This window comes from Streptomyces sp. R11, assembly GCF_041051905.1.
Classification (GTDB): domain Bacteria; phylum Actinomycetota; class Actinomycetes; order Streptomycetales; family Streptomycetaceae; genus Streptomyces.
This window is the reverse complement of record NZ_CP163432.1, coordinates 1,021,991-1,040,225: the sequence shown is the minus strand read 5'-3', so window position 1 is coordinate 1,040,225 and position 18,235 is coordinate 1,021,991. Positions and strand designations below refer to the sequence as shown.

General features: G+C 71.9%; 15 protein-coding genes. 6 read left to right on the top strand and 9 right to left on the bottom strand.

All coding sequences use genetic code 11. The features are described 5' to 3' along the window. Nucleotides 1–146: 146 nt before the first annotated feature. On the top strand, nt 147–4,523 hold the full coding sequence (locus AB5J55_RS04780) for an HAD-IC family P-type ATPase (protein WP_369269446.1): 4,377 nt from the start codon (nt 147–149) through the stop codon (nt 4,521–4,523). 27 nt (nt 4,524–4,550) lie between these two features. On the opposite strand, the gene AB5J55_RS04775 is transcribed toward AB5J55_RS04780, so the two are convergent. After that, complete coding sequence (locus AB5J55_RS04775; protein ID WP_369269445.1) at nt 4,551–5,630, bottom strand: NADH:flavin oxidoreductase/NADH oxidase; 1,080 nt, start codon at nt 5,628–5,630, stop codon at nt 4,551–4,553. A 150-nt stretch (nt 5,631–5,780) separates the two neighbouring features. Here AB5J55_RS04775 and AB5J55_RS04770 point away from each other — a divergent pair, with 150 nt between their 5' ends. Beyond that, nucleotides 5,781–6,131, top strand: a complete 351-nt coding sequence (locus tag AB5J55_RS04770; RefSeq protein WP_369269444.1) for an ArsR/SmtB family transcription factor — start codon at nt 5,781–5,783, stop codon at nt 6,129–6,131. On the opposite strand, the gene AB5J55_RS04765 is transcribed toward AB5J55_RS04770, so the two are convergent. Both AB5J55_RS04765 and AB5J55_RS04760 read right to left on the bottom strand, forming a co-directional pair. Then, the gene (locus tag AB5J55_RS04765) at nt 6,054–7,448 is read right to left on the bottom strand and encodes a nucleobase:cation symporter-2 family protein (protein ID WP_369269443.1); all 1,395 of its coding nucleotides are present in this window, start codon (nt 7,446–7,448) and stop codon (nt 6,054–6,056) included. The genes AB5J55_RS04770 and AB5J55_RS04765 overlap by 78 nt on opposite strands. Nucleotides 7,449–7,483: 35 nt before the next feature. Further along, nucleotides 7,484–8,839, bottom strand: coding sequence for an FAD-dependent oxidoreductase (locus tag AB5J55_RS04760; RefSeq protein WP_369269442.1), 1,356 nt, complete (start codon nt 8,837–8,839; stop codon nt 7,484–7,486). Between the two features lie 208 nt (nt 8,840–9,047). Between AB5J55_RS04760 and AB5J55_RS04755 the strand changes: the two genes are divergently transcribed. The 3 genes from AB5J55_RS04755 (at nt 9,048) to AB5J55_RS04745 (ending at nt 11,846) form a co-directional block, all read left to right on the top strand. Further along, on the top strand, nt 9,048–9,518 hold the full coding sequence (locus AB5J55_RS04755; RefSeq protein WP_369269441.1) for a DUF6214 family protein: 471 nt from the start codon (nt 9,048–9,050) through the stop codon (nt 9,516–9,518). A 122-nt stretch (nt 9,519–9,640) separates the two neighbouring features. After that, nucleotides 9,641–10,231: an SMI1/KNR4 family protein gene (locus AB5J55_RS04750; protein WP_369269440.1), complete on the top strand. Its 591-nt coding sequence runs from the start codon at nt 9,641–9,643 to the stop codon at nt 10,229–10,231. Between the two features lie 145 nt (nt 10,232–10,376). Continuing rightward, nucleotides 10,377–11,846 (top strand): NF041680 family putative transposase, encoded by a 1,470-nt coding sequence (locus AB5J55_RS04745; protein ID WP_369269439.1) that lies wholly within the window; start codon nt 10,377–10,379, stop codon nt 11,844–11,846. A gap of 9 nt (nt 11,847–11,855) precedes the next feature. Here AB5J55_RS04745 and AB5J55_RS04740 read toward each other — a convergent pair whose 3' ends face one another. After that, a complete protein-coding gene (locus AB5J55_RS04740; protein WP_369269438.1) occupies nt 11,856–12,539 on the bottom strand; it encodes a DUF305 domain-containing protein in 684 nt (227 codons plus the stop codon). Between the two features lie 64 nt (nt 12,540–12,603). Here AB5J55_RS04740 and AB5J55_RS04735 point away from each other — a divergent pair, with 64 nt between their 5' ends. Next, on the top strand, nt 12,604–14,100 hold the full coding sequence (locus AB5J55_RS04735; RefSeq protein WP_369269437.1) for an LVIVD repeat-containing protein: 1,497 nt from the start codon (nt 12,604–12,606) through the stop codon (nt 14,098–14,100). Here AB5J55_RS04735 and AB5J55_RS04730 read toward each other — a convergent pair. The 5 genes from AB5J55_RS04730 to AB5J55_RS04710 form a co-directional block, all read right to left on the bottom strand. Continuing rightward, nucleotides 14,088–14,774: a TetR/AcrR family transcriptional regulator gene (locus tag AB5J55_RS04730; protein WP_369269436.1), complete on the bottom strand. Its 687-nt coding sequence runs from the start codon at nt 14,772–14,774 to the stop codon at nt 14,088–14,090. The genes AB5J55_RS04735 and AB5J55_RS04730 overlap by 13 nt on opposite strands. A 154-nt stretch (nt 14,775–14,928) precedes the next feature. Next, the gene (locus tag AB5J55_RS04725; protein WP_369269435.1) at nt 14,929–15,660 is read right to left on the bottom strand and encodes an HAD family hydrolase; all 732 of its coding nucleotides are present in this window, start codon (nt 15,658–15,660) and stop codon (nt 14,929–14,931) included. A gap of 76 nt (nt 15,661–15,736) precedes the next feature. Then, on the bottom strand, nt 15,737–16,408 hold the full coding sequence (locus AB5J55_RS04720; protein WP_369269434.1) for a phosphatase PAP2 family protein: 672 nt from the start codon (nt 16,406–16,408) through the stop codon (nt 15,737–15,739). Between the two features lie 152 nt (nt 16,409–16,560). Next, nucleotides 16,561–17,496 (bottom strand): M56 family metallopeptidase, encoded by a 936-nt coding sequence (locus tag AB5J55_RS04715; protein ID WP_369269433.1) that lies wholly within the window; start codon nt 17,494–17,496, stop codon nt 16,561–16,563. Nucleotides 17,497–17,611: 115 nt separating this feature from the next. Further along, nucleotides 17,612–18,157 carry a DUF5134 domain-containing protein gene (locus AB5J55_RS04710; RefSeq protein WP_369276093.1) on the bottom strand — a complete coding sequence of 182 codons (546 nt, stop codon included), beginning with the start codon at nt 18,155–18,157 and terminating at the stop codon, nt 17,612–17,614. Nucleotides 18,158–18,235: the final 78 nt, after the last annotated feature.

The following is an 18,235-nucleotide window of genomic DNA, read 5'->3' as shown; positions in this document are numbered from 1 at the left end:
GGGACGGGCTGCGCCTCAGGGTGATCGCTCTCGGCCAGGAGGCACGACCCGAGAGATCCCTTGCGTCGCCCGTGCGCGGATGACATGCCGTTTTGCGGGAACCCGGCCGTACGGGAGCCGACGTCGAACGAGCTGCGAGGCGAGCGATGGTTCTGGGACTGCTCACACGTCCGACAGCCGCCGCGGCCGAGATGGTCGCGGCCGGCCCCCGGCTGCTCGCCCGAGGAGCGGCCCCCGCGGTGGGAATCGCCGCGGGGGCGGTCGCCGGAACGGCCCGGGCCGGGGTACGGGGTGCCGACAGCGCTGCGCGTGCGGTGCGCGTCGCCCGCAACTCGCTGCCCCTTCGCCCACAACCCTGGCGGTCCGGCGCCCGTACCCATCTCGCCCTGCGGCCCGAGGCGCCGGAGCGGGTACGGCTGGAGGGCGGGCTGGAGCACGCCGCCCGCAAGGTCGCCGCGACGCTGATGGAGCGGCCCGACGTGGCGCTCGCCTACTGGGACGGCGGGCTGAGCCGCCTCGTGGTGACCGCCGTCGAGGAGTCGGCCGGCGACCAGGTGGTGGACAGCGCGGTCGAGATCGCGGCGCGGCACGGGCTGGCCCGGACCGACAATTCGGTGGACGAGATCACCCACCCCGCCGACCCCGCCGGGGTGCGGGCCGCCGCCACGACACTCGCCGCCGACGGGGTGGGCATCGCGGCGGCGTTCGCCGGCTACGCCCTGCGCCTGCCGACCACGCCCCGGTCGGTGACCGCGCTGGTGACGCTCCTGCGGGAGAACCCGCGCTTCCGGGGCTGGCTGCGGGCCAGGATCGGCCGCTCCCGGATGGACATGGTGCTGGCCATGGCGAACGCCGCTGTCCACGGGGCCGGCCGGACGCCGACCGCTCTCGTGCTCGACGGCATGCTGCGCTCGCTCCAGCTGGCGGAGACAGTGGCTCGCGTGGCGGCCTTCGACAAGGTCCACGACGAGGTCTCCGCACCGGACCGGCCCAGCGTGGCCGGGGCACACTTCCCGCGTCCGCCGCTGCGCACCTCCCCGGCCCAGGAGTACGCCGCGCACGCCGAGACCGGCAGCCTGGTGGGTGCGGCGGCGATGCTGCTGGTCAAGCACGATGGCACCGAGGCGGCGGAGGCGGTGCTCGCCGGCTCGCCCAAGGCCGCCCGCTACGGACCCGCCGCCTTCCACGCCGTACTGAGTTCCGCGCTGTCCCGCGACGGCGTCCTGGTGCGGGACCCGGAGCGGCTGCGGCAGCTGGAGATGGCCGACACGGTCGTCCTGCATCCGAGCGCGCTACGGACTTCGGGCGCCGACGCGGACCCGTGGGCGGAGACCGTGCTCGACGCGGCACGGCGCGCGGGCCTGCGGGTCGTCATGGTGGACGACCCGGCCCTGGCCGACTTCACGAGCCTCGCCGACCAGGTGGTGCGCGGCGAGCGGTCGCTGAGCGACGTGGTGAACGCGTTGCGCGCCGAGAAGGACAGCGTCGTGGTCACGGTCGCGCGGCCGGCGCAGGACGACGAGGACATCCTCGCCGGACTGCTCGCCGGCGATGTGGCCGTCGCCCTCACCGACCAGGACGGAGCCGTCGTCTGGGGCGCCGACGTGCTGGCCCTGCACGGTCTTGCCGACGTGTGGCGGCTGTTGCGGGCGGTCCCGGCCGCGCGCGGCGTCGGGCGCAGGTCGCAGGTGCTGGCCCGGTCCGGTGCCGCCCTGTCAGGGCTCCTGGTGGCGATCGGCAAGTCCTCGCGCGGGCGCCCCACGCCGTGGCCCGGGCTGCGTCACACGCCGGTCGACGTGAGCGCGGCATGGGCCCTGCTGACCGGTGGGCGCGCGGCTCTCGGGGTTGCGACGGCACGCGCACCGCACCCCCGGCCGCGCGTGGCCTGGCACGAACTGGAGCACACCGAGGTCCGCGAACGGCTGGAGCACGAGACGGGCCCGGAGCCGACCGTTCCCGAGCAGGTCACGGGCGGCGCGCGCAAGGCGATCCGCAGGATGGGCCGGCATCCCCTGTTCGCACCGCTGAGCGGGCCGGTCCAGCTCGCCCGGGCCGTGCGCGGCGAGCTCGACGACCCTCTCACCCCGGTGCTGGCCGTCGGCTCGGCCGCCGAGGCGATCCTCGGCTCCGTCGTGGACGCCCTGCTGGTCGTCGGCGCGCTCGACCTGAACGCCCTGGTCGGCGGCGTCCAGCGGATGCGGGCCGAGCGGGCCTTGTCCGGACTGGTGGCGAAGCAGAAGCAGAAGGCGCGCGTCACCACCGAGGAAGCCGAGTCCCAGCCGCACGTCGTGGACGCCGCCAGGCTGAGCCCCGGCGACGTGATCGAACTCCGGGCGGACGACGTGGTGCCCGCCGACGCCCGGCTGGTGTGGGAGGACGGGCTGGAGGTGGACGAGTCCGCGCTGACGGGGGAGTCCCTGGCGGCCGACAAGGGGATCGAGCCGACGCCGGACGCAGCCGTGCCGGACCGCAGCTCCATGGTGTTCGAGGGGACCACCGTGGTGGCCGGACAAGCCCGGGCCATCGTGGTGGACACCGGGGACCGGACGGAGGCCGCCCGGGCCGTGGCCCTCGCAGCACGCACCCCACCGTCCGCCGGAGTACAGGCCAGGCTGCGGGAACTCACCGACAAGGCCCTGCCGTGGACCCTCGCCGGCGGCGCCGGGGTGACCGCGCTGTCGCTGCTGCGCGGCACGCCGATCCACCGGGCCGTCAGCGGCGGCGTGGCGGTGGCCGTCGCCGCGGTCCCCGAAGGGCTCCCGCTGGTGGCGACCGTCGCCCAGCTGGCCGCCGCCCGTCGGCTCAGCCGCGGCGGAGTCCTCGTCCGCGCCCCGCGCACCCTTGAGGCGCTCGGCCGGATGGACACCATCTGCTTCGACAAGACCGGCACACTCACCGAGAACAAGTTGCGCCTGGTCCGCGTCACGGACGCCGACGGCAAGGTGCATACGCCGGACGAGCACGACGCCACGTTGCGGATCGCGGCACGTGCCTGCCCTCAGTTGAACGGCGACACGGACCGGCCGGTGCACGCCACCGACGAGGCCGTGCTGGACGCGGCCGGCCCCGACCCCGAGTGGTCCCAGACCGAGAGCCTGCCCTTCGCGGCCGACCGTGGCTACGCCGCCGCCGTCGGACAGGCCGAGGACGGCACTGCGGTACTCGTCGTCAAGGGCGCCCCCGAGACGGTGCTGCCCGCCTGCGCCGACCTGCCCTCCTCGGCATCGGACGCGGCGCACGAGCTGGCGGGAGACGGACTGCGGGTCCTGGCAGTGGCCCGGCGCCCGCTCGACTCGGCGGACAACGCCGCGGACGTCCTGGAACAGCCCCTGGAAGGCCTGGAGTTCACCGGCCTGCTCGCCCTCGCTGACGTACCGCGAGCCACCTCCACAGCCCTGGTCGAGGGCCTGCGCGAGGCAGGCGTACGACCCGTCATGCTGACCGGCGACCATCCGCAGACCGCGCGGGCGATCGCCGCCGAACTGGGCTGGCCCGAGGACACCGGCGTGGTCACGGGCGACGAACTGGCGTCCGCGGACCGCGAGGAACGCGCCCGGATGCTGCGCGACATGGGCGTCGTGGCCCGCGTCGCTCCCGAGCAGAAGCTCCAGGTCATCGAGGCACTGCGGGACGCCGGGCGCGTGGTAGGCATGGTCGGCGACGGAGCCAACGACGCCGCGGCCATCCGCGCCGCCGACATCGGCGTCGGCCTCGACGCCCGCGGCTCGGCGGCCGCCCGCAACGCCGCCGACATCGTCCTCACCAACGGCGACCTGACGGTCCTGATCCAGGCGGTCGCCGAGGGCCGGGCCCTGTGGCACAGCGTCGCCGACGCCATCGCCATCCTGATCGGCGGCAACGCCGGCGAGGTGGGCTTCGGCCTCCTCGGCACGCTGCTTTCGGGCGCCGCGCCGCTGTCCACCCGCCAGATGCTGCTGGTGAACCTGTTCACGGACCTGTTCCCGGCCATGGCGGTGGCGGTGACGCCGAAGGAGGCGGAAGGAGCCGATGCGGAATCCGCGACGGAGGACGTGGATGCGGGGAAGCAGGGTGCGGGTTCCGAAGCGCCACCCGCAGGCACCGAGCCACTGGGCACCTCACTCCTCGGCGAACCCCTGATCCGCAAGATCCGCCACCGCGCCCTCACCACCACCCTGGGCGCCACGTCCGCCTGGCTGATCGGCCGCTTCACCCCGGGCACCGCGCGCCGCTCCACCACGATGGCCCTGTGCGCCGTGGTCGGCACGCAGCTCGCCCAGACCCTGGCCGACCGCCGGGGCAGCCCGTTGGTCCGCGTCACCGCCCTCGGCTCCGCGGCGGCCCTCGCCGTGCTGGTCCAGATTCCCGGCCTCAGCCAGCTCTTCGGTTGCACGCCGCTCGGGCCGTTCGCGTGGGCGGGCGTCGCGGCGTCGATCGCGCTCGCGGTGTTCGGCCAGCGCGCCCTGCCGCAGCTGGAGCGGATGCTGGCCCGCTACCTGCCGGCCACCTCCGGCGATGCGGCATCGTCCGCGTCCGCCGCGTGATCAGACGGATCAGGCGGATCAGGCGGATCAGACGGACCGGTGGTACTGGTCGGGCACGTGCACGTCCCCGCCCAGTTCCCGAGCCGCGTGCCGCGCCCACGACGGGCTGCGCAGCAGCTCACGGCCGAGCAGGACGGCGTCCGCCTCGCCGTTCGCGATGATCTTCTCGGCCTGCTCGACGTCCGTGATCAGCCCCACCGCGGCGACCGGCAGCGTGGTCTCCGCCTTCACCCGCGCGGCGAACGGCACCTGGTAGCCCGGGCCGACGGGGATCCGGGCGCCGGAGGCGTTGCCGCCGGTCGACACGTCCAGCAGGTCGATGCCGTGCGCCTTGAGGTCGGCGGCGAAGCGGACCGTGTCGTCGGCGGTCCAGCCGTCGTCCTCCAGCCAGTCGGTCGCCGAGATGCGGAAGAACAGCGGCTTGTCGTCCGGCCACACCTCCCGTACGGCGTCCACGACCTGGAGGGCGAGACGGGTGCGGTTCTCGTACGAGCCGCCGTACTCGTCGGTGCGGTGGTTGGAGTACGGGGAGAGGAACTCGTTGATCAGATAGCCGTGGGCGCCGTGGATCTCGGCGATCTCGAAGCCCGCGGCGAGGGCGCGGCGCGCGGCGTCCGCGAACTGCCCCACGATCTCCTGGATCTCGGCGACCGTCAGCTCGGTCGGCACCGGGTGCCCGTCGGCGAACGGGACCGCGCTCGGCGCCACCGGCTGCCACCCGTGGGCGTCCGGCCCCACCGGCGCACCGCCCTTCCAGGGCCGGTCGGTCGATGCCTTGCGGCCGGCGTGGGCCAGCTGGATCGCCGGAACCGTGCCCTGCGACACGAGGAAGCCCGTGATCCGGCGGAACGCCTCGACCTGGGTGTCGTTCCAGATCCCCAGGTCGTACGGGGAGATCCTGCCCTCGGCGCTGACTCCGGTGGCCTCGACGATGATCAGCCCCGTGCCGCCGGCCGCGCGGGCGGCGTAGTGCGCGAAGTGCCAGTCGTTGGGGACGCCGGCGTCGGGGCCCTCCGGCGCGGCCGAGTACTGGCACATCGGGGGCATCCACACCCGGTTCGGGATCGTCACGTCGCGCAGGGTGTAGGTCTCGAAGAGCGCACTCACGGCGGACTCCATTCGTCACGGGGACCAGCGGTCGATTCGTACGATAGGCATCGTAGTACGGGAAGTGTCAAACTACGAGAGCTCTCGTACAATGGGGGGAACCGAGCACGGGGAATCCCGAGTGCGGGAACCCGACGAAGTGGAGCCGCCGTGACCAGCCCCGCTGTCAGCAGCCGTGACCTCCCGCACCCGACGCGCGAGGAGATCCGTCTGGAAGGCGTGCTGCACGCGCTGTCCGACCCGATGCGCCTGCAGATCGTGCGAGAGCTCGCCGCCGTCGGCGACGAGCTCTCCTGTTCGCAGTTCGACCTGCCCGTGACCAAGTCCACCACCACGCATCACTTCCGGGTGCTGCGCGAGAGCGGTGTTCTCCAGCAGGTCTACCGGGGCACGGCCAAGATGAACGGCCTGCGCAAGGACGACCTAGACGGCCTCTTCCCGGGACTTCTCGACGCCCTTCTCGACGCCGCCGCCGGACAGGCCGCCCGGCTTGGCGCCTGAACTGTCCGAACCGGCCTTCGCGGGCAGGTGGTTGAAGAGCAGGTTCAGCACGATCGCCGTCAGACAGCCCGCGCTGATGCCGCTGTTCATCACCGTCTGGAACCAGTCCGGGAACTTCTCGTAGACCGTCGGCACACCGACCGGCAGCATGCCCACGGCCACGGAAACGGCCACCACCGTCAGGTTGTTGTTGCCCTTGAAGTCCACCTGGGTGAGAGTCCTCAGGCCGCTGGCCGCCACCGTTCCGAACATCACCAGGCCCGCGCCGCCCAGCACCGGAGCCGGTATCGCCGCCACCACCGCGCCCAGCTTGGGCAGCAGACCGAGCAGCACGAGGATGCCGCCCGCGGTCGCGACCACCCAGCGGCTGCGCACGCGGGTCATGCCGACGAGGCCCACGTTCTGTGCGTACGCCGTGTACGGGAAGGTGTTGAAGACGCCGCCCAGCACGGTCGACAGGCCGTCGGCGCGCAGGCCGTCCGCAAGGGAGCGCGGCTCGACCCGTCGGTCCGTCATCTCGCCGACCGCGATCAGGTCACCGGTCGTCTCGGTCATCGTCACCAGCGCCACCACCAGCATCGACACGATGGCCGAGAACTCGAAGGTGGGCGCCCCGAAGTGGAACGGCGTGCTGATCCCGACCCAGTCGGCGTCCCCGACCCCGCCGAAGTCCGTGAACCCGAACGGCACCGCCACCGCCAGCCCGACCACGATGCCGATCAGTACCGCGATCCGGCTCAGGAACGCCGGCGCGAACCGCTGCACCCCGAGCACCACCGCCAGGACGAACGCCGCGAGCGCGAGGTTCTTCGGCTCCCCGAAGTCCGCTGAACCGGCGCCGCCCGCTGCCCAGTTGCCGGCGACCGGCAGCAGCGACAGCCCGATGATCAGAATCACGGTGCCGGTGACGAGGGGAGGGAAGTATCGGAGCAGCCTCCCGAAGACCGGCGCCAGCAGCACGATCGCGAGGCCCGCGACGATCACCGAGCCGTAGATCGCGGGGAGTCCGCCGCCCGTGGTGCCGATGAGCACCATCGGCGATACGGCGGCGAAGGTGCAGCCCTGCATGATCGGCAGCCGCACGCCGAAGCGCCAGAAACCGATGCACTGGATCAGCGTCGCGATGCCGCACACCAGGAGGTCGGCGGTGATCAGATACGCCAGGTCAGCGGGCGGGAGCTGCATCGCGCCGCCGACGATGAGGGGGACGGCGACGGCGCCCGCGTACATCGCGAGGACGTGTTGGAGGCCGAAGGCGGCCAACTGGCGTTTGGGCGGGATCTCGTCGACAGGGTGCACGGGCGCGGTTGCGGTCATGGGCGAGACCGTAGGCTCCTTGAACAGAGTGTTGATTACGGAGGTGTTGCTGCTTCGTTGCTGTGCGCGGCGTTCATCAGCGACTCCCAGTCGGGGAGCTTCACCACACCCCTGCCCAGCGACGCGCCCAGCTCCGCCTCCGCCCGCTCGATCGCGCACCACCCCTGCCACTCGACCGGGTCGATCCCCTCCCCGCGCAGCGCCGTGAGCGGATCCTCGGGCAACTCCCGCTGTACGAGTGCGGAGGCGTCCTCCAGCAGTGACGTCACCGTCTCCTTCGCGCACGGACGGTTCGTGCCGATGACGCCCGTCGGGCCGCGCTTGATCCAGCCGGCCACGTACTCTCCCTGCGCGACGAGGCCCTCGCGCAGGACGCGGCCGGCGAGATGCGGGACCGTGCCGGTCGCGGGGTCGAACGGCAGGCCCTCCAGGGGGATTCCGCGATAACCGACGGAACGCAGCACCAACTGGGCCTCGATGTCCTCGTACCGGCCGGTGCCCGTCACTCCGCCCCGCCCGTCGGGTGCCGTCCGCTCGAAGCGGACCGCGCCCACGCGTCCGGCATCGGCGAGGAGTTCGACTGGGCGCAGGAAGAAGCGCAGCGCGATGCGGTGGCCGACGTCCCGTGCCGGGGCCTCGGCCCAGACGCGCAGCGCCTCCACGTTGCGGCGCTGCGGGGCGGGCAGTGCGGAGGGGTCGGCGTAGGCCGGATCGATCGCCAGCTCCTGCGGATCCACGGTCACTTCGGTGTCCGGCAGGGTGCCCAGCTCGCGGAGCTCCTTGGTGGTGAAGCGGGCCTGCGAGGGGCCGCGCCGGCCCACCATGCTGATGTCGGTCACCCGGCTCGCGGCGAGGGCGGTGAGTGCCGCCTGCGGCATGTCGGTGGGGCTCAGCTCGGCCGTGCCCCGGGCGAGCATCCGCGTGACGTCGACCGCGACGTTCCCGACGCCGATGACCACCGCCGAGCGCGCGCCGAGAACGAAGCCGTCGTCGATCGCGTCCGGATGGGCGCTGTACCAGGACACGAACTCGGTCGCCGACCAGCTGCCCGGCAGGTCCTCGCCGGGAATCCCGAGATGCCGGTCGGTGGCGGCGCCCACGCAGTACACGACGGCGTGGTACAGCTCCCGCAGCCGGGCCGTCGGCACCCCCGTCGGGCCGATCTGGACGCCGCCGAGGAACCGCACCCGCTCGTGCTCCAGGACGGTCCGCAGATTGTTCTGGAGAGACTTGATCTTCTCGTGGTCCGGCGCCACTCCGTAGCGCACCAGGCCGTACGGGCACGGCAACCGGTCCAGGACGTCGACGACCGCGTCGGGATCCTGCTGTACGAGGCTCTGGGCGGTGTAGCACCCACTCGGCCCGGAGCCGATCACGGCGACATGCAGCACGGCGGAACTCCTTGTCCGAGGGACCTTCGAGGTCTTCAGGAGTCGCTCTCGAGTCCAGCATCGCACCCCTTCCGCTCCGCTGACAGGGTGCTGTGCGCCGTACGGGACGCGTGTTCGTTCGTATGGAATGTGATCATGCGGTTACGTTGCGTGTGTGCTGGAAGCATCCTTTCTTAATCTTTCCGATCGCCGTGCGACGGACGGGGCCGTGTCCGTGTGGCCCGCGTGGCAAGTGCGGGACGACGCCGGGGCCACTGCGTGGTTCGGGGTCCGGCTCGAGTTCGGCGACGGTGCCCGGGTCGACGCGCTCGCCGTGGTGTCCGAGGGGTGCGTCTCCATCGAGGACGTACGGGCCGAGCCGGCGCTGTCCCTCGACGACCTCGCGGCGCTCGCCGACTGGATCGAGGCTCCGCTCTCCGAGGCGTGCGGGGTCGGGGGCGGGGCCGGGTCCGGGGCGGACGGCGAGGACGCCGGGTCCGGTCCCGTCGTGCCGGCCTGGCCCCGGGGCGTCGAGGGGCAGTGGCTGGTGGCTCAGAAGTACCGTGCGGCCCAGGAGCAGGGCGTCGACCCCGTCCTCGCGGTGATGCGCGCGACGGGGCAGGACCGCCGGAAGTCGCTCAGGCTGATCGGGCAGGCGCGCGACGCCGGCTTCCTGACCCGGCGCCGCGCCGGCCGCTGAGCGCGGCCCCGGCGGCGGCCGTGCCGGCGGACGTCGCGGCCGGGGCCGTCAGCTTGACTTTTAACCGGCTGCGTCCTGTGGGCCGAGGTCAGAGTGTCGGTGGCCGGTGATACCTGTAGGGCGTGGAAGATGTGATGTCGGGTGCGATAGCCCTCCTGCGTGAAACCTTTCCGGCGGAGGTCCGTCACTGCCCTTTGGGCTGGGAGGCGCTTCGGGAATGGGAGCACAGGCACGGCGTGGTGTTGCCTGAGCCGTATCGCACCTTCGTGGCCGAGATCGCGAACGGTACTGGCGACGGTCCGCCTGACGAGGGTGGTCTGCTGCCTGTGGGAGAGAAGCCGGACAGCTGGGCCGTCTGGGAAGCGGACTGCTGGATGAGCCCGGAGCCGTTCGATGGCACCGCTGCACGCGTGCCCGGTCAGCCCTTCCCTCTGGAGGAGGAATGGCAGTGGGAGTACGACTACTACGACCACACCCGCCACTCTCCCTTGTTGCACCAGACCTACCAGCACGGCTCGGTGCTGCTGGGCAGCGACAGGCCCGGTGAGTACTGGACGCTGGTGGTGACCGGGCCGCAACGCGGTCGGGTGTGGTGGCTCCGAGACGGCTGCGCCGCACCCTATGCCGACTCCCCGTCCGATCAGCCTGGGGGCGATTTCCTGCATTGGGTGAGGGACTGGCATGTCGGACAGGGCTGGTGGCGGGCCGAGTAGCACCACCACACCCAGGTCGTGGCCTCGACTGCTCGAATAGTCCCTCGAACTTGATCGTCCGAGACGGGAACTGCCGGACATAGAGGCGGCCTTCGCTTGATTCTGTGCTCCGTCACAGAGGCACGGGACCGACGAAGGCCGTGGGGTGAGTTTGCTGCATCACGATGCCGTGCGGGAGCCGTTCGGGTTGCTGTCACACTTCCGGACGGAGTTGTACGCGTCCATGACCGCCAGGGCGGACGCGTTGTTCGAGCTCACCGACGCGATGCTGTGCGCGGACGGCCCGGTGAAGACGCTGGTCGGCCTGGCCCTCGCGGCCGAGCACCGGCGTGGGCACGGCTCGTTGTACGCGGGCCACAATCGCGGACGGCTGGACGTGGGCCGGCTGCGGCGTGCCCTGGTGTCGGTGCCGTTGCCGATGGCGGCCGACGGCCGCCTGGTCCTCGCCGTCGACGTGTCACCATGGCTGCGGCCGGACGCGGATACCGCGCCTGACCGGTGCTTTTGCCATACCTACGGCTACGGCGACAACAAGCACCTGATGATCCCCGGCTGGCCCTACTCGATCGTCGCCGCGCTGGAGACCGGACGGACCTCGTGGACCGCGGTGCTCGACGCCGTCCGCCTCGAGCCCGGCGCCGACGTCGCGGCCGTCACCACCGCCCAGATCCGCGAGGTCGTCGAACGCCTCATCGCCGCCGGGCAGTGGCAGGACGGCGCCCCGGACATCCTGATCGTCGTCGACGCAGGCTACGACGCCCCGCGTCTAGCCCATCTGCTGTCCGACCTGCCCATCGAGGTCCTCGGCCGTCTCCGCTCCGACCGGGTGATGCGCCGCCCCACCCCACCTCGCGTCTACGACCCCAAGAGCGGCCGACCGCCCAAGCACGGCAGCGAGTTCGTCTTCGGCAAGCCCGACACCTGGGCCACCGAGCAGGCCGTCACCGTGACCGACACCTACCGCTACGGCAAGGCCACCGCCACCGCCAGGGCCTGGGACCGGCTCCACCCGCGGCTGACCCGCCGGTCCGCGTGGATCGACCACACCGCCGCACTGCCCATCATCGAGGGCACCGTGATCCGCCTGCAGGTTGAGCACCTGCCCTCCGGAGGGGAGCCGAAGCCGATCTGGCTGTGGTGGTCCAAGACCGGCGCTGCCGCAGCCGACGTCGACCGTTGCTGGCAGGTCTTCCTGCGAAGATTCGATGTTGAGCACACCTTCAGGTTCTGGAAGCAGACCCTGGGCTGGACCTGTCCGAAGGTCCGAACCCCCGAAGCGGCGGACCGCTGGACATGGCTCGTCATCGCCGCCCACACCCAGCTCCGGCTCGCCCGGCCGCTCGTGAAGGACCTGCGGCACCCCTGGGAGAAGCCGGCCCCGCCCGAACGACTCACCCCAGCCCGCGTCCGACGAGGGTTCAGAAACCTCCGCACGAAGGCGGCTCTACCAGCGGGTGCACCCAAACCCTGCCGCCCCGGCCCCGGACGGCCGACGGGCTCGAAGAACCGGCGCCCCGCCACCCGTCATGATGTGGGCAGAGTCCTCGCCACCGGCCAGCCCTACCAGAGGCCCGCCCACCACAAGGTCGGCACCAAACCCCGCCGAACGGGTTAAAAGTCAAGGTCAGAGCATGTCCCGCATCCGCGTGACCTCACTCGTCTGCTGAGCGACCACCTCGTCGGCCATCTCCTCGATCTGGATGTTGTTGCCCTGCCCCTTCACGTCGGTGGCCATGGTGACCGCCCCGTCGTGATGGGTGATCATCAGAGTGAGGAAGAGCTGGTCGAACGCCTTCCCCCGGGCGGCCCGCAGCTTGTCCAGCTGAGCCTCGGTCGCCATGCCGGGCATGGACCCGTGCTGGTGGCCGTCGCTCTTCTCGGTCTTGCCGTGGTTCTTCAGCCAGCCCTTCATGGCTGTGATCTCCGGGCCCTGCGCGGCGCCGATGCGCTCGGCCAGCTTCCTCACCTGCGTCGATTCGGCCCGGTCGGGGGCGAGTTCGGTCATCTTCAGGGCCTGGGAGTGGTGCTCGATCATCATCCGCGCGTAGGAGACGTCCGCCGAGTTGGGGGAGTCGTCCTCGGCGCGCTGCCGTGCCGCCTCCTCGGCGGACAGCACCCGGTTCGACTCCCCGGGCTTGCCCGGCACGATGACCGAAGGCCCGCTCTGCGAGGCCGACTTGGCGTCGGAATCGGAGTCGCAGCCGCCGAGCACGAGCACGGTCAGGGCGGCCAGGGAGGCCGTAGCGAAGCGCGCCCGGCGGCAAGGCGCTTTCGTTACATGTCTATTGCCCGCTCTTGAAATGTGCATGATGAAGACGATACTCGGGCGTGCATGAACCGTTCCAGTGTGAACGGCACAAGGGAGGAAAACAGTGACCCTGTTCAGTAATCCCCGAACGCGACGCAGACGCCTTGCGGGTGCTGCTGCCGCCGCCGGGCTCCTGGCCGCGCTGCTCACCGCGCAGCCGGCTGTCGCGACCCCCGACCCGGGGGACGGCCCCGTCGCGGAGAAGGAGGTCTCCGAGAGCACCCGGGCCGAGGTGCGCGAGGCCCTCGCGGACGGCGAGATACCCGGCCAGAACGAGATCGTCCACTCCGACAACATCCAACACCTGGCCCACGTCCCCAAGGACGCGCTGCAGGGCACCAACTCGGACATCGCCTTCCAGGGCAGGTACGCCTTCGCCGGCAACTACGACGGCTTCAACGTCTTCGACATCAGCAACCCGAGGGCGCCCAGGGCCATCGCCCAGGTCCTGTGCCCGGGCTCGCAGAACGACGTCTCCGTCTCCGGGGACCTGCTGTTCCTGTCCACCGACTCCTCGCGCAGCGACAGCAGTTGCAACAGCACCACCCAGCCCGCGACCGAGAAGTCCTCGTGGGAGGGCATGAAGGTCTTCGACATCAGCGACAAGAAGAACCCCAGGTATGTCGCCGCCGTCGAGACCGCCTGCGGCTCCCACACCCACACGCTGGTGCCCGAGCGCAGGAACGTGTACGTCTACGTCTCCTCGTACTCGCCCGACGCCGGCTACCCCGACTGCCAGCCGCCGCACGACGGCATCTCCATCATCAAGGTGCCGCGCCACGCGCCCGAGAAGGCGGCGGTCGTGGACTTCCCGGTGCTCTTCCCCGGTGAGGGCCCGGACGGTGGCGGCAACCCGGGTCCGCCCGGCGGCGTCCGCAAGACCACCGGCTGCCACGACATCACGGTGCTGCCCTCGAAGGACCTGGCCGCCGGCGCCTGCATGGGCGACGGCATCCTGCTGTCCATCAAGGACCCGGAGCGCCCGAAGGTCATCGACCAGGTCAGGGACGACGTGAACTTCGCGTTCTGGCACTCGGCGACCTTCAATCAGAAGGCGAACAAGGTCGTCTTCACCGACGAGTTGGGCGGCGGCAGCGCGGCCACCTGCAACGCGGAGATCGGCCCGGACCGCGGTGCCGACGGCATCTACGACATCGTCGGAAAGGGTGACAAGCGCAAGCTCGTCTTCCGCAGCTACTTCAAGATCCCCCGTCACCAGGCGGACACCGAGAACTGCGTCGCCCACAACGGCTCGCTGATCCCGGTCAAGGGGCGCGACATCATGGTCCAGGCCTGGTACCAGGGCGGCATCTCCGTCTGGGAGTTCACCGACTCGGACAACCCGAAGGAGATCGCCTACTTCGACCGCGGCCCGCTCACCACGGACACGATCAAGTCGGGCGGCTCGTGGTCGGCGTACTACTACAACGGCTACATCTACTCCAATGAGTACGCCCGGGGCTTCGACGTCCTGAAGATCGACGACCGGCGCACGGCCCCGGCCCGCTGGGTCCACATGCGCGAACTCAACGTCCAGACGCAGCCGGACTACTTCGACTGACCCTCAGGGCAGCCGGGTGCGGACCCGGTCGCGAAGAACCGCGACAGGTCCGTGTCGCACGTCCCGCCGGGCACGGCCCCCGAGTCCGGCGGGACTCCCAGCCCCCGGTCCAGCCCGTAGCGCTTGAACAACTCGGCCCGCAGCACCGGCACGGGCATCGGCACCCCGGGCACCAGCGCCGCGTAGACCGCGCCCATGAGCAGCGCGCGGAGCATCGGGTAGTCGGCGTCCGCGTCCGGTGAGCCGTACCGCACGCAGGTGTCCCGCAGCAGCTCGGCCAGGCGCCGCTGCTCCGGGCACTGCACGAAGCCCTCGGCCTGCAGGATTCCCGCCATGTGCTGGCGCATCAGCACGGGCCGGTCCCGGGCCAGGCCCAGGATCGCGTCGACGGCCCTGGCCATCCGCTCCCGCCCGTCCTCGGTGTGCGGCTCGCGCTCCAGCGCCTCCTCCAGCGTGCGGTGCATCAGCCGGTGCACGGCGGACTGCACGAGCTGGCGTTTGCCGGGGAAGTAGTACGACACCAGGCCGCGGGCCGAGCCCGCTCTGTCCGCGATGTCACCGAGCGTCGTCGCGTCGTAACCGCGCTCGCTGACCAGCTCCACCGCCGCCTGCAGAAGCCGCTCCCGGGAACGCCGCCGCAACTCTTCATTGACCGAGGCGCTGCGCGGGGACATGCTGGACTCCTGCGTTGACTGGCTGCCAGCCAACTATACTCAACGCGTCCGGTCCGGCCCGTGGAGGGCCTGGTCGGGGTTGCTGTCTGCCCTGGGCGACACGGGGGATCGTCCAGGGCGGACCCGACCCCTGTATCCGAATGGTGGCCGGAGGCTACTTGTTCGCCCCGGGGCCGGAACCGTTCGCCCGCGGGGCGGCGCCCACGAGATCCAGCACCGCCCGCAGCGCGTCCGGCCGTTGGTCGGCCGGTAGATGGTCCACGAAGTGCACCGCACAGCCCAGCGCCGCCGCGCCGCCGTCGGCCCGCCGGTTGTCGCCGACCATGACGACGTCGCGCGGATCGGCGTCCAGCGCCGCACAGGCCGCCTCGAACAGGCGGGGGTCGGGCTTCTGGATGCCGTGCTCGTACGACAGCACGTACGTGTCGACGTACGGATCGAGACCGTGCTCGCGGAACACCGGCCGCAGATCCCAGCCGATGTTGCTCACCACCCCGACGCCGACGCCGCGCTCACGCAGCGCCCGCAGCACGTCGACGGCGTCCGGGTACGGGCCCCACGCGGCCGGTGCCATGTGGCGGTCGTAGAGCAGGTCGTGCAACCGGTCGTCGGGGAGCGGCACATGCCGGGAGAGCCCGGTGTAGGCGGCCCGGTGCAGCTCCGCGCTCTTGTCCCGCACGCCCCAGACACTCGCGACGTCCTCGGGCAGCCAGGACGGATCAACCCCGCCCGGCAGGGCGCCCATGGCCTCCAGCGCCTGCGCGGCCTCGACCAACTCGGCCTCGGCGAGCTCCATCCGGGCCTCGGCGAGAGCTCCGCGCAGCCATGACTCGGTGGACTCGACGCGGAAGAGGGTTCCGGAGAAATCGAACAGAACTGCGGTCATGCAGCGGATCCTACGGGGCCGTATGTCACGGCGCGGGAAGATCGCCGCGGGAGACCGGACGGACGGTGCGGACGGTTCAGCTCACCCAGCGGGCGTGTGCCCGCACCGCCAGCACCACGACCAGCGCGCCCAGCAGCCAGCCGCCCATGACGTCCGTGGCCCAGTGGACGCCGAGCCACACCCGGGTCAGCCCGACGCCGGCCACGGAGATCGCGGCCACGGCGACGGCCGCACGCCACAGGGCCCGGTCGGCGCCGTAGTGATGCAGCAGCCACAACAGGAGGCCGCAGACGACCGTGGCCGTCATGGCGTGGCCGGAGGGGTAGGCGGCGTAATGGGCGGAGTCGACGGGATCGGGCCACACGGGGCGCGGGCGGTCGACCAGGGCCTTCAGGGCCTGCTGGACCAGTGTGGCGAGCGCACATGTGGCCACCAGCCATACGGCCGTCCATCGCGCGGCTCTGCGCCACACCAGCCAGATCGCGACCGCGAACGTCAGCAGGCGCATCGTCCACGGATCCCAGACCCAGTCCGTCAGGATGCGGAACGCCTGCGTGACGCCGCTCTCGTCGACCGCCCAGCGGTGTGTGGTCCGCGCGACATCGCTGTCGAGGGTCATCAGCGGGTGCCACCGCAGCGCGACCAGGGCGAGCAGCAGCGCGGAGCCCACGGCCAGGGCGCCGGCCCAGCTGACGGTCCTGCGCTCGGCCGGCGGGCGGGGCGGGGATTCGACGGACTGGGTGTGCATAGTGCGATCCTCGCCGACGGATGGGGCGAGAGGCCAATGCGGGGGATGCATTTGCGACGCCCGCCACAGGGGTACCGGGCCGTCCCGCGCATACGGGGCGGCCCCCGGGGACGCACCCCCGGACCGGACCGGGTACCCGTCAGCCGCCCCGGCTATCCCAGCGCCCGCAACCCCGGGACGAACGCCACCAGTACCGGTACCACCGGCACCAGAGCGGCAGCCGCCGTCAGCCGGAGCCGCCTGCCGGCCGTGAGCCGGTCCGGGGGAGCCAGCAGCCGGTGCACACGCTGCGGCACCTGCGCCCGGTCGGTCGGGGAGGGGCCGAACACGCCCCGGTCCTCGTTGAGTTCGACCAGGGCGAGGGCCGTCGTGAGCCGGCCGAAGCGGCGGGACGCCATGTCGTCGGCGGCGAGTTCGACCAGCCGGTGCATCTCGTCGCGGAACGCGGCGAAGACCGGCACCTGCGGAAACCCGCCCGCCAGCGCACCCGAGGAGTGCAGCAGCCAGTCGTGCCGGGCCTGTGCGTGCCCCTGCTCATGGGCGAGTACGGCGTCCAGCTGCCGCCCCTTCAGACGGCGCAGCGCGGCGGTGGTGATGACGAGCCGGGGCGCCGCACCGGGCAGCCACCAGGCGTCCGAACGCTCGCCCTCCAGGATCATCAGCCCGTCGTTCCCGGTCGTCTCGCCGGGCAACAGGGGGGCGCGCACGAGGAGTTCGGCCCGTCGCCGCCGACGCCGGCCACGCGCGCGTGCGACCTCGCGCACCAGCATCGCCACGGTCCACAGCCCACCGCACGCGAGCGTCACCGCGGTGGTCGCCGCCCACGGACCGCCCACCCCGAGCGCGTACGCCTCCACCACGGCACTCGGCGCCGGGGCGAACACATGGCCGCGCACCGCCTGCCACGCGGCCGCCGCACTGAGCGTCATTGACAGGGCACAGCACAGGAGTACGGCCGCCACCACGCACTGCCACGCCCACAGCGCGACCACCGGTTCACGGTCCGGCCAGTCGGCCCGGGCGAGCATCCGAGGGGCGACTACGGCGGTCAGGGCGCCGAGCAGCAACAGTGCCGCGGGGACCATCATGGGCAGCACCCTATGAGCGCCGCACGGCTCAGCGGTACGGACCGCAGCGGCAAGTGACACAGACCACGGGCGCAGGTGCACAGAGCCGGCGGCTCTTCAGGGCATCAGCGGCACTTCAGAGAGCCAGCAGCATCGCAACCATGGCGATCCCCATCGACAGCCGGCAGGCCCGCGCCAGCTCAGGCCGGTCGCCCCATCCGACGCCTCCGCCCCCGGCAGCGACGGCCACGGGCACCAACCGGACGCCGGACAGCAGCACGTAGCCCGTGAAGTACAGGAGCAGAGCGCCCGTGAGGAGCGGGATGCCGAAATCGCCGTGCCCGCCGTGACGGCCGGGTGAGGCTGCCATCGCGACCGCCATGTAGACCATGGCCGAGGCGCCCACCAGGTGGTGCAGATGGTGTGCGCCCGCCCGGGCCGACCACAGGGCCTGCAGGGCCGCGGCGCCGAACACGGCCGCGTAGAGGGGCCAGGCCCACGTCGGCGGCGTGAACACCGCGGCAGGCACCGCCATCGCTGCCATCCCGAAGCCCATCAGCGCCTCGCCGCCCGCGGCCCGGCGCTGCTCCTCGACATGGCTGCGCATCCGCAGCAGGCAGTAGGTCCCGGTCGCCGCACACAGCGCGACCAGCAGCCAGCCGTACGAAGCCGGTCCGTGCACGCGCACCTCCCGCTCGACGGTGTCGGACAGTCCGTCGATGCCCCGGACGTCCGGCGCGCATGCGAGCGCAAGGGTGTA

What these genes read in the sequence shown, in the direction of transcription:
- AB5J55_RS04780 (WP_369269446.1), top strand. Translation starts at nt 147, where the DNA reads ATGGTTCTGGGACTGCTCACACGTCCGACAGCCGCCGCGGCCGAGATG.
- AB5J55_RS04765 (WP_369269443.1), bottom strand. Translation starts at nt 7,448, where the DNA reads ATGACCGCAACCGCGCCCGTGCACCCTGTCGACGAGATCCCGCCCAAA.
- AB5J55_RS04740 (WP_369269438.1), bottom strand. Translation starts at nt 12,539, where the DNA reads ATGCACATTTCAAGAGCGGGCAATAGACATGTAACGAAAGCGCCTTGC.
- AB5J55_RS04730 (WP_369269436.1), bottom strand. Translation starts at nt 14,774, where the DNA reads ATGTCCCCGCGCAGCGCCTCGGTCAATGAAGAGTTGCGGCGGCGTTCC.
- AB5J55_RS04725 (WP_369269435.1), bottom strand. Translation starts at nt 15,660, where the DNA reads ATGACCGCAGTTCTGTTCGATTTCTCCGGAACCCTCTTCCGCGTCGAG.
- AB5J55_RS04720 (WP_369269434.1), bottom strand. Translation starts at nt 16,408, where the DNA reads ATGCACACCCAGTCCGTCGAATCCCCGCCCCGCCCGCCGGCCGAGCGC.
- AB5J55_RS04715 (WP_369269433.1), bottom strand. Translation starts at nt 17,496, where the DNA reads ATGATGGTCCCCGCGGCACTGTTGCTGCTCGGCGCCCTGACCGCCGTA.